The sequence below is a fragment of the Paraburkholderia sp. MM5482-R2 genome (assembly GCF_050436125.1).
In the GTDB taxonomy this organism is placed as follows: Bacteria; Pseudomonadota; Gammaproteobacteria; order Burkholderiales; family Burkholderiaceae; genus Paraburkholderia; species Paraburkholderia tuberum.
On the sequence record NZ_JBNDLP010000003.1, the window covers coordinates 634,940 to 649,437 of the forward strand.

A 14,498-nucleotide genomic window follows, 5' to 3' on the forward strand; every position below is an offset into this window, starting at 1 on the left:
CCTCAACACCCGGCGGCGTGGCGCGACGCGAGCGCGTTCACCGTCGCCGCGGCCCAGTCAATAACCGTGCGCACCCGGTTCAGCTTGCGCAGGTCGGGATGCACGAGCAGCCAGATTTCGCGTGTCAGGTCGCAAGGAAATTGCGTCGCACGGACAAGGCCGCCGATGCTCTCGCCGACGGCGACCGGCAGCAGCGTTTTGCCCAGACCTTCCTGTACACAGGCGAGCAGCGCCTCCGCATCGTTGACCATCACCTGGCCCGCCGATCCTTGTCCAAGTCCGATGGTTTTCGCCATCCACTCCGCTTGCGGCAGATCGTTCATCCGATCATCGTAGGTGACCCATCGCAGCGTGTCTTCTGCCGCGCCCTCGCGCAGATAGACACCATACGGCAGATCGCCCAGTTTTCTCGCGACCACGCTGACTTCGTCGCGCGGCCGCGCGAGGCGAATCGCGATATCCGCTTCACGCTTGGTCAAACTCAGCGAACGCGCTTCAGCGACCAGTTCGACGTTGAGGTCTGGATGCTGGCCGAGCAGATTCGGCAACGCCGGAATGAGAATACGGTTGGTGAGGATCGGCACCGACGTGACGCGTACGGTGCCGGCGACGCGAACATCGGCGCCGGAAATCGTCCGCGTGGAGCTTTGCACTTCGATCTCGATGCGCTCGGCGAGGCTGGCGATTTCGAGGCCCGCATCCGTCAGCGTCAGTTTGCCTTTGACGCGATCGAACAGGCGCGCGGCCAACCGCTCTTCGACCTGAGCAATCCGCCTGACCACCGTGCTTTCGTTAACTGACAGCAGACGCGCCGCCTCGCCGAAATTGCCGGTCCGCGAAGCGGCCAGCACGACCCGCAGGTCGTCCCAGTTTTCTTTTGACATACACCGTATTTCCTTACGCGATCTATCGTCTGGATCGGATCATAACTGCATCACCGATATGCGCCAATAGTCAAACAATGTGAAATCACTGGTCGCGCGCCGCTGTTTTAAATCAATATGGATAATTAAGTGCAGGCACGTCTGTATAAATTGTTATGCACTGCAATTTTGCAGTTCAAGACTGCAAATCTGCAGATGCATCGAGACCATTTGTAGATATATGATAATCAAAGTCAATTTCGTGATAACGCACATCGTTCTTCAGAAGGAATTAATTTTTAAACTGAAGTATGGGGAGGTGAGTGGTGTTGTTTATGGTATTGATCAGTTATTTTTTTCTGGTTACCTGTTGTCCGTTCTTTTTGTGGCGGTCATTTCTTGTCGTCGCGAGGGAGGTTATTCGAAGCCGCGAGGTGACGCTGAATCAGAAGCGCAGCATGGTATGGCATCTTTGCAAGGAATTGATTTATGCACCGTTTTTCACCGTGCTCTGGTATCTTGACGAGATTCTGTTTTCACGGTTTACGCAGCAGAAGTTGGCCAGGCCGGTTTTCATCATGAGCCAGCCGCGGAGCGGAACCACGTTCCTGCTGCGGACGCTGTCGCTCGACGCGAATACCTTCTTTTCCCTGACGCATCTGGAATGGCGCTTTCCGTTCATCACGCTGTGGAAAATCCTCGATATATTGGGTTTGCGAAAATGCGTCGAGGGAATCAGCTATTGGCCGAATACCGAATTAGGCCGGCTTGCCGCGAAGATTCACGAACACCAGTTGGGCAGTGTCGAGGAGCACGGAATATTTTTTGAAGAACGCATGTATCACCATTATTTCACGTTCCGGCGCTTCCCGTTTATTGAAGTTCTGAAGCGTGTAATGGAAGTGCAAATGCTGAGCGCGAGAGAAAAACGCAAACTTTTGCTCACATTCAGAAAAACAGTTCAAAAGACCGCTTATTATCGTGGCGGCGGTCGTACATGGCTGACGAAAGAAAATGAGAGTGTCGATCTGTATAAATTATTACACGATGAATTCAATGACGCTAATTTCGTGGCTATTGTCAGGCCGCCGGAAGAATTTGTCAGTTCGTACGTGACGATGTCGGATATCTGTACAAAAGCGAAGCACGGCGTCGACCCGCAACTCATCGCGGATTGGGATAAAGAAAACATGAAATTCCGTAAAGAGGAGTGTTTGAAACTGATTGAATTCTGCGGGGAGCTGGAGCGAAGCAACGCGATCACCTACCTGACGTTCGACCAGTTCACCACGGAAATCCAGCATACCGTCGAACGCATTTATGCGGCCATCGGCGTGCCGCTGAGCAGCGACTATGCACGGCTTCTCGCGGACATGCAGGCGGAGCAGGACCGGCGCGATTCCGGCTATGTGAACGCGCCGCGCAGTGTCGACGGCTTCGAAGCCTTCGGCGCGTTCGTCGCCCGCATCGGGGCCGGCGCTCCCGAACACGGTCTCGCGACCCAACACAACCTGTAAGAGTCCGTCTGATGAACATCCTTGGTCTGAACTACATTTTTCATGACTCGTCCGCATGTGTCGTTGCCGATGGCGAACTGCTGGTTGCCGTGGAAGACGAGCGCCTGACGGGCGAAAAACATTCCCAGAAGTTTCCGGAGCGCGCGATCGAAAGCTGTCTCGCGCGCAGCGGGTTGAAAGCATCGGACATCGACCACATCGCGATCTCGTTCAATCCGAACAAGCATGTCGTCACGAAGGCACTGTATGCGGCGTCGCTGCACCGGGCCGCGGGCTCTTTCATCTCCTATGAGTTCTTGCGACTGAGAGCGCGGCAGAAAGCGTTCTGGAGCTGGTACAACAGAACGTGGGACCGGCGCGGAGCGCGTCCCAAAGTGCATTTCATCGACCATCACTTGTCGCATATCGGCGGCAGCTATTTCGTCTCACCGTTCGACGAAGCCGCGCTGCTGTCGATCGACGGCTGGGGCGAGTGGTCGACCACATGGCTCGGCCATGCGAAGGGCCGCATGCTGCAGGCATTCGGCGAGAGCCTGTTTCCGCATTCTCTGGGTTGCTTCTATTCCGCCGCGACGGAGTTCTGCGGCTTCAAGCCGAACTACGACGAAGGCAAAACGATGGGCCTCGCGCCTTGCGGCGATCCCGAGCGGTTCTACGACAAGGCGAAGTCGCTCGTGCGGATCAGCGCGGCCGGCGAGATCGAACTGGATCTGTCGCTGTTCGACTTCCCGCAAGTCACCGGCCGCTTCTGCAACGACGCGTTCTACCAGGCATTCGGCGCGCCACGCAAGCGCGGCGCACCGTTCGAGGATCATCACCGGGATGTCGCGGCGGCGTTTCAGCGGGTGATCGAGGAAAGCATCCTGCAGTTGTGCCGGGTGCTCGAAAAGAAGACCGTCACGCGCAACCTCGTGCTCGCCGGTGGCGTGTCGCTGAACAGCGTCGCGAACGGGCGCGTGATGCGCGAAACCCAGTTCAAGAACATCTATGTGATGCCGGGCGCGGGCGACAACGGCACCTGCATCGGTGCGGCGTATTACCTGTACAACGGCCTGCTGAAGGGCGAGAAGCGCTATCACCATGAGCACCCGTATATCGGCACCGAGCACTCGAACGAGGCGATCGAAGACGTGCTTCGCCAATCGAAGGTAGCTTATCGGAGATCGGCCGACGTCTGCGCTGAAACCGCGTCCATTCTGCGGACGGGCAAGATCGTCGCGTGGTTTCAGGGCAAGATGGAGTTCGGTCCGCGCTCGCTCGGCGGCCGCAGCATTCTCGCGGATCCAACGCTGCCGGGCATGAAAGACAAGATCAACGCCGAGGTCAAGCATCGCGAGTTGTTCCGGCCGTTTGCGCCGTCCGTCGCGGCGGAAGACGTGTCGAAGTTCTTCGACTTCTCGGGCGAATCGCCGTTCATGCTGATGGTGTGCGACGTGCTGCCCGACAAGCAGGCGCTGTTGCCAGCCATCACGCACGTCGACGGCACCGCGCGCCTACAGACAGTGTCGGCGACGTCCAGCCGGCGCTACTACGGTCTGATCAAAGAGTTCGAGAAGTTGTCCGGCATTCCGGTTATTCTCAATACAAGCTTCAACATCATGGATCAGCCTATCATCGAATCGCCGCTGAACGCGATTCGATGCTTCTTTTCGACAGGATTGGACGTGCTGGTAATGGGCGACTTCATCGTCGAGAAAGCGCCCATGGCCGTTGGCGAAACACCGGTCGTGCTGCCCGCTTCGCCGCAACGTGCGCCCGCTTCGTTCGTGACGGTCTCGGCGGCGAATCGCAGCGACGCACAACTAGATACCATTTCTTGATGCGGCGTCCCGCATTTCGGCCAGTCGAAAAGAATAGGGGAAAGACATGGACCTGACCGATATCGCCAGCAGCGATATCTCCTGGCACACAATGCATGTCGACAAACTATCGCGTGCCAAACAGAAAAACCAGAAGGCGGCCGTGTTGTGGCTGACCGGACTGTCGGCGTCTGGAAAATCGACGATCGCCTCGATGCTCGAGCGGCGCTTGCATAGCAACGGGTCACATACGTACGTTCTCGATGGCGACAACGTACGTTTCGGCCTGAATCGCGACCTGGGTTTCTCGGACCGCGACCGGGTCGAGAATATCCGACGGGTGGCCGAAGTCGCGCGGCTGATGGTGGATGCTGGACTGCTCGTCATCGTGTCGTTCATCTCGCCGTTTCGCGTGGATCGCGACGCGGCGAGAGAACTGTTCGACGAGACCGAGTTTATCGAAGTGTTTGTGGAGACACCGATTGCGGAGTGCGTCCGCCGCGATCCAAAGGGCCTGTATGCGCGCGCGCTGCGCGGCGAGATCAAGAACTTCACCGGACTCGATTCTCCGTACGAGGTGCCCGAGTCACCGGAGATCCGGCTCGATACCGTCGGGCACTCGGTGGAGAAAACGGTCGAGCGAGTGGAGGTATGGTTGAAGGAGCGGGGGTTTTTGAATGATTGAACAGGAAGACGCGTTGTCGGTGGATGCCAGCACGCTGGACCGTTTCGAGCAGCTCGCCATCGCGGCGGCCGAAAAGATTCTCGAGTATTTTGACAACCGGTGCCCGGTATGGGCCAAAGCGGACCGGTCGCCGGTAACCGAAGCCGATCACGCCGCCGAGGCGGTCATCGTGGACGGATTGCGCGCGGTGTATCGCGGCGTGCCGTGCGTGGCCGAAGAGGCGGTATCGGCGGGCGTGATGCCGAACGTGCTGGGGCGAGCCTTTTTTCTAATCGATCCGCTCGACGGCACCAAGGAGTTCATCGCGGGCCGCAACGATTTCACGGTGAACATCGCGTTGATACGGGACGGTACGCCACTGATCGGCGTGGTGCTTGCACCGGCGACGCGCATGCTGTACTCGGGCCGCCCCGGTTACGCGTGCATGTCGGAGGTCGGTGCTGATCGCGGAATACGCAACCGGCAGCGAATCGCGGTGCGTGCCCGTTGCGAGCCGCCGACCATCGTCGCAAGCAGATCGCACGCGTCGGCCGATACCGACGAATTTATCCAGCGCTACCCCGACGCAAAATGTGTGTCGGTCGGCTCGTCGCTGAAATTTTGCGCCATCGCGAGCGGCGCGGCGGATATCTACCCGCGGCTCGGCCGAACAATGGAGTGGGACACCGCCGCGGGGCACGCGGTGCTGTCGGCCGCGGGTGGTCGCGTCATGTCGATGGACGGCACGGTGTTGACTTACGGCAAGCGCGGGCAGAGCAGCGACGTCGATTTCGCGAATCCGTGGTTTGTGGCGGAGGGTGGCCCGAGCGGCTCTATCTAGCCGACGGTCCCTTCTTGGCCGCACCCGGTCCGACGATGAGCTGACGGCGTGCTCCGCCATTGATGCCTCGGGTCGGGCAGTAGTCGGACCCGAAGCGGACCTTGGCATTTTCCGGAAGCAGCCGTTCGTGCCAGTGTCTCGCCACGTCTCCACGGGGCGAGGTCAATGAACGCAATCGCAATTAAATCTTGCGAATCTCAGGGCTGCAATCGTCAATGGCGTCCGTCCTACATCTGATTTTGACGTCGGCATGCATGCAGTATCTCGTTGACCGCAAATGCTCCTCTCACGGTCTGCACATTTTGCAGGACACACAGGTGATACGCTCTTTCGCGCGGCAAAAGCATTGCGCCATTTCTGTAAATCGCGTCGCACGAGTTGCTGATCTGGCGAGCCGCAAAGCTGCTCTGACTGTTTCCCAACGAATGCAGAATGCATTGATCGTAGTCTGGATTATCACTACCGTACGCTAGGGCCGAGAGCGGGGTGGCGAGCGTGATCGAGAGAAACAGATAGGCGAGTTTGAGCATGATTGCGACCAAGACTCAGGGATATAACGGCGGGCAGTTACCGATTATCAGCGATTCAGGCGTCAGTGTCGAATGACCGGTGGTGGCAGGGCCGAGTCAAACACTCGGCCCACCTATGTGAATGCCTCAGACCGACCCTCAACGGCCAGTCACGGTGCGCGCTCTCACTGGCAGAAAACTGACCGGTCCGTACGTTCAAGTGGCATTTTCGGGAACAACTATTCGACTTAGCCGCCGCTGGCCGGTCGCCACACCGACGGCGGCTTAAGCCAACAAGGTGCTGGGACCTGCGTCGTCATGGTGTTTCGCGTCCGCGGTCCGCGTGGGAGTCCGTTGTTTTACGAGGAGAAAAGTTGAGCACGCCTGGTGAGGAACCGGAAGCCTAGTACCTCATCGATCGTGAACAAGAAGACGGTCGTAATGCCCTCGGAAAGAATGCTCACGCTCACAACAACCCGTCGAATTGAAGCGGAACGGTCGGTATCGGGGCAGCGCAGATAAAGTCACCGGAAGCGAATTCAAAGAGGCCCCTCGTTGGCGGGGCCTTGAGCTACGAAATCACCGTGTTTCTGTTAGTACGTCACAGAAGTCCCACTGCCAGTAAAACTGTGCTGAGTAGGAGCGTCATTTGCATAGTCGCCAACGGCCTGGATGATGTTCACGATCTGCTGCGGCAACCTGCCGCCGCTGACGGCGGTCATTGCAGTACGATCCATCTCAACGACTACGGGGAGGTCTTTGATTACCAGCGCGTTCATTTCGATTCTCCAAGGGTAAATTAGTCAGTCAGGAATGTCAGAGCTTGTTTTGAGGGTGTAGATACTCCTCGATGAGGATCAAGGCAAAGTGCGTGCCAAACGGTGTCACCGCGGTAAGCGATCACACAACTAATTGAAAATATTGGATTTTTAATGGCGACCAGTGCGAATTGGTAGACAGACATGCGCGCTGCGACCGGTGGGTCGGATCCAACTCTCCGTCTGGCGCTGTGGGTTAGATCGCGACACATGCGGTCCGCCTCCGTATCCCGTGTTTGTACGATGTCCTCGAGGCTTAGAATCCGATCGAAGCCTGAGGACAATGAGTCTGTCGCACGGTCGCTGAGGGAAACGCCGATTCGCTCCGCGGCTTTCCTCGTTTCAATGACGGGAGACGCTGTCAGTCAGCGAGACATTGCCCGGCTCTTCGATGTCTATCTGCACAAGCCGTTCTCTTGCGAGGCACTCATGCAGGTCATCGAAGATGCTCGCTGCAGCAGCGATGCGAATACTCGCCAAGCCGCCTGGACTAACTGTTGTCGACGGAAGCGCACACAACCCATAGTCGGAGGTTCAACGGCAAGCCTCTTCCGGGTCACGGAGCAAAGCGAGCGGCAGCTTTCAGCGTGAAAGCGACTTTTGAATCTCTGGCCGAGTGAGCGGGCGACCGGCTGAACATGGCCGAGAGTGCCAGTTCAAATGAAGGTCGCGCGAAGCGGGCGTGAACGGCACCGTCTGTTTTTCCGTATTCAAGGGCGCGGATGAGACAAGCGTGCCCCACTACACAGGCAAATCCAGCGTCGAAAGGCTTCTGCGAGCCGTCTGTGCATATGCGAATGGCATATAGCAGGGAGTACCGCCGCGTCTAAACTGAAATTGCCGCCACATCACGATCACGACTTTTCTCTGCCCACATTCCGACGTGTCTGGGTCCTCCGGCGCAGTTGCCCGACTCGGCGAATCAATCCACCTGCCTTTGTCATCCGCTGAAAAGGGCGTAGTGACGGGCTGACGGGCGTTCAACGATGTGAGATCTGAACGATGGCCAAAAAATCTATGCGCGCACCAATTCTCGCCCTTTAATAAAGTGAACTAAGGAAGCGCTGATTTATTCAGCTCGGTGGTCATCGTTGGCGTAGCTGAGGACGTTATAGAAGGCAACTCACGGAACAGACTCACACTGATGAAGAGGCAGATCGGCTTCGCCGAAGCGGAAATTGCAGGCAAGAAGCGAGTGACGAGGCGCCAACGCTTCCTCGCCGAGATGGAGAAGGTCGTTCCGTGGCAGCGCTTGCTGTCGGCAATCGAGCCGCACTATCCGAAGGGCACGCGAGGCCGCCCGCCGATTGGCCTGGAGCGAATGCTGCGAATCTACTTCCTGCAACAGTGGTACGGGCTGTCGGACGAAGGACTGGAAGACGCGCTGTATGACAGCATCGCGCTGCGAGCCTTCGCCGGCATCGATCTGGCAGTTGAGAACGTGCCTGATGCGACCACGCTGTTGAAATTCCGGCGCCTGCTGATCGAACACGAACTGACACGGAAGTTGTTCGACGAGATTGGCATCTCGCTGTGCGAGCGTGGGCTGATGATGAAGGAAGGCACGCTGGTTGACGCAACGATCATTGAAGCGCCGCCGTCGACCAAGAACGCCGGGAAGAGTCGTGACCCGGAAATGCATCAGACGAAGAAGGGAAACGAATGGCACTTTGGAATGAAAGCCCACATTGGCGTCGATGCCGATTCGGGCCTGATCCACAGTGTGGTTGGCACATCGGCCAACGTGTCGGATGTATCGCAAGCGCATGCCCTGCTGCACGGACATGAAGAGCAGGCGTTCGCCGACGCGGGCTACATGGGCGTAGACAAGCGCGAGGAAATGGCGGGCAAGACCGTGAAGTGGCACGTCGCTGCCAAGCGGGGAAAGATCAAGGCGATGCAGGACGGGGCGCTGAAGAACCTGGTGATCGCGGTCGAGCGAACCAAGGCGCAGATCCGGTCGCGGGTTGAGCATCCATTCCATATCGTCAAGAACCTGTTTTCACCATCGCAAGACGCGATACAAGGGCTTGGCCAAGAACACCGCGCAACTGTTCAGCCTGTTCGCTCTTGCGAATCTGGTGATTGCGCGAAATCTGTCGCGATCGGTCCATGGGAGCAATCCGTCATGCGTATAAAAAATGCGAGCAGGGAGCCTCGTTTGCGCGTCCAATTCACCGAGTTGAGCATCGATTCGCTTCGTCATCCGGAAAATTCGACGGCATCTCGTCTGCAACTTGGGCAGTTGGTCCATTGATCAGCGCTTCCCTAACGCCTTCGAACCGGAGGTCAGAATGGAGCAAGTTCTGCGTGCAGCGGTCATGCAAACGGGATCGGCCATGTTCGATGTCGAGCGAACGCTGGCCAAGCTCGAACGGGACGTAGTCGCGGCGTCGAAACTCGATTCGCAATTGATTGTGTTCCCGGAAGCCTTCGTATCCGCCTATCCCAAGGGACTGCATTTCGGCGCTCCCGTCGGCGAGAGGACGCCTGAAGGCAGAGAGGACTATCGCCGGTACTTTGACAGCGCGATCGAGGTGTCATCCGTGCGGACAAATCGAATCGCGCAGATCGCAGGCGACCTGAGGCAATACCTGATCGTCGGTGTGATTGAGCGCGACGGCGGTACGCTCTACTGTACCGTCATCTTCCTGGCGCCCGATGGAATACTGCTGGGAAAACATCGAAAGCTGATGCCCACAGCGGCCGAGCGGTTGATCTGGGGGTTTGGCGACGGGTCGACGCTTCCCGTATTCGATACGCCTTTCGGTCGGCTGGGTGCGGTGATCTGTTGGGAAAACTACATGCCGCTTTTGCGCATGGCCATGTACGCGAAGCGAATACAGATTTATTGCGCGCCGACAGCGGACAGTCGGCCCACCTGGGTTGCTTCAATGCAGCACATTGCGATGGAAGGCCGCTGTTTTGTGCTCTCTGCGTGTCAGCATTTACGGCGCCGCGATGCGCCGGACAACTATGCTGCCGTCCAGGGCAACAATCCGGATACCGTTCTCATGCGTGGCGGCAGTTGCATAGTGGGACCACTAGGAGAGGTGCTTGCCGGGCCCGTGTTCGATGAAGACGCCCTGCTTGTTCACGAACTGGATCTCGCTGACCTCGCGAGGGGAAAATACGACTTCGATGTCGTAGGGCACTACGCACGTCCGGATATATTCCGCCTCCATGTAAATGAGTCGGTTACCCCACCCGTCGTCTTTGAGCAGAACCGTTGATTGCGCCTTGTCGGGCTGTTTCTCCGAAACGGCCTCGCACGGATGCCTAACGTCGGTCGCGACATCACCGAGGACATTCGGTCCCAGTATGCATTTCATTGCGGCACTTCACCGTGCCTTCCTGAAACAGGCGAATGATGCCCGGTTCTCGGGCGATGGAGGACGCTATGTATTCCTTGTTGCCAATATTGGGACCTGATCCTGACGCCCCCGTGAGCGCGGAAGCATACTCATTGGGTAATGATGGTCAGGCAGCCGGAACCACATTTGTGAACGACGAGGGGCAATCGCGGCCGGTTGGCGCGCAATGGCTAAACGGCTGGCTTACCTCTACCCTTGCGCCTCCGAATCACACGACCCTCTGGGGTATCAACGACGGCCTTATCGCTGTGGGCAGCATGACAACGGACAACTACGCAACCGAGTCCGCCATCATCGTCGACGCCGGGAATGTGACTGACCTCTCGAACCTGGTCGGGCCGATCTCATGGGCGGCCGATGTCAACGATCAGGGGCTCGTTTGCGGCGGCGGCACTAACGGAGAGGGTTTCCTGTTCAGCGTGCCCGCAAACCGTCTCGTTGCCACTGTTCCGGCGCTTAATCTTGCCGTGATAAACAACCAGGGAGAAGCAGTTGGCTTTAGTGATTCCGGGAAGCCGGGAGTACATAGCGTCGCGAGCGGCGCCACAAAGATGCAGGATGCGATGGAAAGCGCGTACGGCATTAACGACGCCGGGGTAGCCTGCGGAGCAGCCGGCTGGTGCGCGACAATTGGGAAGTCCGCTTTTGCGACAACTATGATGGCCGGTGGTGAGGAGTCGAAGGCGGCGTAGCCGCCGCAGACGACGAGCCACCGGCAGCGCCGATTCGGCGGGGGCTTAGGATGGCTGACTGAAGCTAAAAGAACAGTCAACCAATGCCTGGTACTCACATTACCGATCGACAGGTTCATCTCTACATGACCAAGCGCAAAGATCACACCCAGGAAGTTGCCGCCGCGAAAGCGGGTATGAGCGTGCGCACTGCACGTCGCGCGACGAACGCCACTGAGTTGCCCTCGCAGAAGCCAGAACGTCAATGGCGCACGCGCGCCAATCCGTTCGCTGATGTTTGGGATAGCGAAGTCGTGCCATTACTACGCAGTTTCCCGAAACTCAAAGCGGTCACCTTGCTGCGCAAACTGCAGGAAGACCATTCTGGTCGCTTCCCCGACGGAATGCGGCGCACGTTGGAGCGGCATGTCAGCCGGTGGCGTGCGCTGGAAGGGCCCAGCAAGGAAGTGTTCTTCCCCCAGACGTATCAGCCCGGCGTACGGGGCTTGTCCGACTTCACGCATATGGAGAAACTGGGTGTGACGATCGCCGGCGTCGCGTTCGGACACATGCTCTATCACTTTGTGCTGGCGTTCTCGCGCTGGGAGTACGCCAGCGTCGTTGATAGCGGAGAGAGCTTCCAGGCTCTTGCGGCAGGTTTGCAAAACGCTCTATGGCAGGCGGGGGGCTGCCCGAGCGAACACCGCTCTGACAGCCTGTCGGCCGCCTTTAAGAATCTTCAGGAAGAAGAAGACTTCACGGTTCGCTATAAGGCCTTGCTTGAGCACTATGGGATGGAAGGCACGCGCAACAATCGAGGCTTGGGCCACGAGAACGGTAGTGTCGAATCCTCGCATCGATGGCTGAAGGAAGCGGTCGATCAGGCCTTGTTACTGCGCGGTCATCGGGATTTCGACGACCGGCCAGCCTATGACGAATTTGTGCGCAGTGTGGTGATGCGCCGCAACCGGCGCAATGCCGCCGCATTCCAGGTCGAGCGTGAGTACCTGCGGGATCTGCCTGAGCACCGTACCACCGACTTCGTCGAGGACGAGGCGCGCGTGACGCGCTGTGGCACTTTTACGGTGGACAACAGCCTCTACAGCGCGCCGTCACGCCTGATCGGACATCGCCTGAAGGTGCGGCTCTATAACGATCGGCTTGACTGCTATCTGTCTGGCGCGCTGGTACACAGCACGGCGCGCGTCACACGCACGAGCAAAGGCCGCGGACGCGCCATTGACTACCGGCATTTTATTGAGTCGCTCAAACGCAAACCTCAGGCCTTCAGGGGTCTCGTGTTTCGTGACGATCTGTTTCCGCGCGAAGCTTACCGCCGGACATGGGAACGCCTGGATCAAGCGCTGAGCCCGCGCAACGCCTGCAAGACCATGGTGGGCCTGCTCGATCTGGCCGGGAACCACGGCGTGGAGGCTCAACTGGCAGAACGGCTCGACGCCTTGCTCGCGCTCGGGAAACTGCCCGATCTGAAGGCGCTCTTCGACGAATTCGCGCCGCGTGAGGCCGAATGTCCCGTTGTGTCGGTCGAGATGCCGGATGCCTCGATCTACGACGCGTTGCTTGATGAAGAGGTGTTCGCATGAGCGCACCAACTTACGACATCGGCCGCATGGGACTGATGCTCAATGAACTGCGTCTGCCAACGATTGGTCGGCTGTGGTCTGACTTCGCCCAGCGCTCGGATAAAGAAGGCTGGCAAGCCTCGCAACTGTTGGGCGTATTGTTCGAGCATGAACTGGCTGAACGGGCGAAACGCAGACTGGAACGTCATCGTGTCGAATCACAATTGGACCCGACCAAGACTCTTGCCACGTTCGACTTCAGTGTCGTGCCCATGGTATCGAAGGCACACGTCATGGCGCTGGCCACCGGCGATGCGTGGCTCGAGAAGGGCGCCACGATCCTCCTGTTTGGGCCACCTGGCGGGGGCAAGAGCCATCTTGGAAGCGCCATCGGACACGCGCTGATCGATGCAGGGTACCGCGTTCTATGCACGCGTACCAGTGACTTGGTGCAGAAACTTCAGGCTGCGCGAAAGAGTCTGCAATTGCCCTCGGCGCTCGCCAAACTCGACCGCTTCGATCTGATCATCCTGGACGATCTGTCCTACGTCAGGAAGGACCAGGCTGAAACCAGCGTGCTGTTCGAGTTGATAGCTGAAAGGTATGAGCGCAAAAGTCTTCTCATAACGGCAAATCAGCCGTTCTCGGGCTGGCATAACGTCTTCCCGGACCCCGGCATGACGGTGGCCGCCATAGACAGGCTTGTTCATCACTCGACGATCTTCGAGCTGAATGTCGAAAGCTATCGGCGCCGCAACGCCAGCGACAAACAGAAAGAGCGGCGGCGTCAATTACCCACGGACGACCACAACGGAGCGACAACTATAGCCAATTGACAGCGACAATTACCCCCGTCGACCGGCCATCATAGTTGTCGCGCAACCGGACATCGTAGTTGACGATATCCAAGCCGGCACGCCGCCCACATACAAGGCCGTTCCGGGAACGTGCGACACACGGCAGGCGACGCCGGTCTTTCAGCCTATCCCGCTGCCCGCTGGAGCAACCGAGGGTACTGCAACGGCAATCAACAACAGTGGTGATGTGGTCGGCAGTTGCGTGTTTGACGATCCGTCGTTAAACAACGGCTTTCATTTTGGAGCTTTTCTCTATCAAAACGGAACGACGACGCTTCTGGACAAGCTGATTTCGGATCCCGGATGGCATCTGGAGGTTGTGTTCGATATCAACGCTAGCGGACAGATCATCGGGATGGGGAAGCAGAACGGCACTTTGACGGCTTTCATGCTGTCACCCACGACGAGCTGGCCATGGTGGCATTTTCCGTTGCCGGTACTTGTAGGGCGCCTTCTCGGGGGTGTGGCCGATGACGCAGGTGGTTCGCTAGTTCTTGGCGGCAGACCGATTCCAATCGATCCGTGGGGTCCCTGGCTGCAACTACAGCCGGAAAAGCGCGATGCGCTCATTGCACTAGCGATCGACGAGATCGCGAGTTCTATCTTTGACGAAGCGACCCGCGTGCAGGTGCGAACGACGTTGGTCGAAGCCGCAACCAGCCGCCTGAAAGGTATGAATGTCAGACGCGGTCGAACCGGACCGCGGCAAACCTCGAAACGAAACGCGGAGATTCCCAGAAAGCACGGGCTTCCGGTGAGCTGGCTAAAGAAGTTTGGCCGCTAGCGTCAACCTGGCGGATTCAACCGGTCGATGCAATAGTTCGATCGAATCGTTCAGCCGGTGTTTCGTAATCCAGGGTCTTTCGTGGTCGCTCGTTCAGCCTTCGTCCCACTCGTGTAGACTGCGCGGTTGTCCCAACAGATCGACCACCTCGGCCCGGCTCTTCCTCCTGGGTCCGGCGTGTGTCAATGCCCGCGTTCGACGCGCCCCCGACAACGCTT

Annotated in this window: 13 protein-coding genes; 10 read left to right on the forward strand and 3 right to left on the reverse strand. The window is 58.2% G+C overall.

The features are described 5' to 3' along the window. Positions 1-2: 2 nt before the first annotated feature. On the reverse strand, positions 3-884 hold the full coding sequence (locus tag OKW37_RS25070) for a LysR family transcriptional regulator (RefSeq protein WP_184069476.1): 882 nt from the start codon (positions 882-884) through the stop codon (positions 3-5). 314 nt (positions 885-1,198) lie between these two features. Between OKW37_RS25070 and OKW37_RS25075 the strand changes: the two genes are divergently transcribed. The 4 genes from OKW37_RS25075 to cysQ are packed head-to-tail and all read left to right on the forward strand — an operon-like array spanning position 1,199 to position 5,684. Beyond that, complete coding sequence (locus OKW37_RS25075; protein ID WP_429404214.1) at positions 1,199-2,380, forward strand: sulfotransferase; 1,182 nt, start codon at positions 1,199-1,201, stop codon at positions 2,378-2,380. 11 nt (positions 2,381-2,391) lie between these two features. Then, positions 2,392-4,200, forward strand: coding sequence for a carbamoyltransferase family protein (locus OKW37_RS25080; protein WP_429404216.1), 1,809 nt, complete (start codon positions 2,392-2,394; stop codon positions 4,198-4,200). A 46-nt stretch (positions 4,201-4,246) separates the two neighbouring features. Continuing rightward, positions 4,247-4,864 carry an adenylyl-sulfate kinase gene (cysC, locus tag OKW37_RS25085; RefSeq protein ID WP_090807528.1) on the forward strand — a complete coding sequence of 206 codons (618 nt, stop codon included), beginning with the start codon at positions 4,247-4,249 and terminating at the stop codon, positions 4,862-4,864. Then, complete coding sequence (gene cysQ / locus OKW37_RS25090; RefSeq protein ID WP_429404218.1) at positions 4,857-5,684, forward strand: 3'(2'),5'-bisphosphate nucleotidase CysQ; 828 nt, start codon at positions 4,857-4,859, stop codon at positions 5,682-5,684. The genes cysC and cysQ overlap by 8 nt, the downstream gene beginning before the upstream one ends. 227 nt (positions 5,685-5,911) lie before the next feature. Here the strand turns inward: cysQ and OKW37_RS25095 are convergent, their stop codons facing one another. Together OKW37_RS25095 and OKW37_RS25100 are read right to left on the reverse strand one after the other, a co-directional pair. Continuing rightward, positions 5,912-6,214 (reverse strand): VF_A0006 family four-cysteine protein, encoded by a 303-nt coding sequence (locus OKW37_RS25095; RefSeq protein WP_184046296.1) that lies wholly within the window; start codon positions 6,212-6,214, stop codon positions 5,912-5,914. Between the two features lie 572 nt (positions 6,215-6,786). Continuing rightward, positions 6,787-6,972, reverse strand: coding sequence for a hypothetical protein (locus OKW37_RS25100; protein WP_184061621.1), 186 nt, complete (start codon positions 6,970-6,972; stop codon positions 6,787-6,789). 1,183 nt (positions 6,973-8,155) lie between these two features. On the opposite strand from OKW37_RS25100, the gene OKW37_RS25105 reads away from it, so the two are divergent. The 6 genes from OKW37_RS25105 to OKW37_RS25130 all read left to right on the forward strand — a co-directional run bounded on the left by OKW37_RS25105 (position 8,156) and on the right by OKW37_RS25130 (position 14,280). Then, positions 8,156-9,149 (forward strand): IS5 family transposase gene (locus OKW37_RS25105; protein ID WP_429404220.1). Its coding sequence is split into 2 segments (ribosomal slippage): positions 8,156-9,010 and positions 9,012-9,149, totalling 993 coding nucleotides; the frame shifts between segments, so codons are not numbered across the junction. Positions 9,150-9,305: 156 nt separating this feature from the next. After that, positions 9,306-10,244 carry a nitrilase-related carbon-nitrogen hydrolase gene (locus OKW37_RS25110; protein ID WP_429404222.1) on the forward strand — a complete coding sequence of 313 codons (939 nt, stop codon included), beginning with the start codon at positions 9,306-9,308 and terminating at the stop codon, positions 10,242-10,244. A gap of 167 nt (positions 10,245-10,411) precedes the next feature. Then, positions 10,412-11,077, forward strand: coding sequence for a hypothetical protein (locus OKW37_RS25115; RefSeq protein ID WP_429404224.1), 666 nt, complete (start codon positions 10,412-10,414; stop codon positions 11,075-11,077). Between the two features lie 83 nt (positions 11,078-11,160). Next, positions 11,161-12,660 carry an IS21 family transposase gene (gene istA, locus OKW37_RS25120; protein ID WP_429401526.1) on the forward strand — a complete coding sequence of 500 codons (1,500 nt, stop codon included), beginning with the start codon at positions 11,161-11,163 and terminating at the stop codon, positions 12,658-12,660. Further along, positions 12,657-13,475, forward strand: coding sequence for an IS21-like element helper ATPase IstB (gene istB / locus OKW37_RS25125; RefSeq protein WP_063500950.1), 819 nt, complete (start codon positions 12,657-12,659; stop codon positions 13,473-13,475). Before istA ends, istB begins: the two co-directional genes overlap by 4 nt. A gap of 223 nt (positions 13,476-13,698) precedes the next feature. Further along, positions 13,699-14,280, forward strand: coding sequence for a hypothetical protein (locus tag OKW37_RS25130; RefSeq protein ID WP_429404226.1), 582 nt, complete (start codon positions 13,699-13,701; stop codon positions 14,278-14,280). Positions 14,281-14,498 lie beyond the last annotated feature (218 nt).

Coding starts and splice junctions, on each gene's coding strand:
- cysC (WP_090807528.1), top strand. CDS start 4,247: ATGGACCTGACCGATATCGCCAGCAGCGATATCTCCTGGCACACAATG.
- OKW37_RS25070 (WP_184069476.1), bottom strand. CDS start 884: ATGTCAAAAGAAAACTGGGACGACCTGCGGGTCGTGCTGGCCGCTTCG.
- OKW37_RS25075 (WP_429404214.1), top strand. CDS start 1,199: ATGGTATTGATCAGTTATTTTTTTCTGGTTACCTGTTGTCCGTTCTTT.
- OKW37_RS25110 (WP_429404222.1), top strand. CDS start 9,306: ATGGAGCAAGTTCTGCGTGCAGCGGTCATGCAAACGGGATCGGCCATG.
- OKW37_RS25115 (WP_429404224.1), top strand. CDS start 10,412: ATGTATTCCTTGTTGCCAATATTGGGACCTGATCCTGACGCCCCCGTG.
- cysQ (WP_429404218.1), top strand. CDS start 4,857: ATGATTGAACAGGAAGACGCGTTGTCGGTGGATGCCAGCACGCTGGAC.
- OKW37_RS25080 (WP_429404216.1), top strand. CDS start 2,392: ATGAACATCCTTGGTCTGAACTACATTTTTCATGACTCGTCCGCATGT.
- istA (WP_429401526.1), top strand. CDS start 11,161: ATGCCTGGTACTCACATTACCGATCGACAGGTTCATCTCTACATGACC.
- istB (WP_063500950.1), top strand. CDS start 12,657: ATGAGCGCACCAACTTACGACATCGGCCGCATGGGACTGATGCTCAAT.
- OKW37_RS25100 (WP_184061621.1), bottom strand. CDS start 6,972: ATGAACGCGCTGGTAATCAAAGACCTCCCCGTAGTCGTTGAGATGGAT.
- OKW37_RS25095 (WP_184046296.1), bottom strand. CDS start 6,214: ATGCTCAAACTCGCCTATCTGTTTCTCTCGATCACGCTCGCCACCCCG.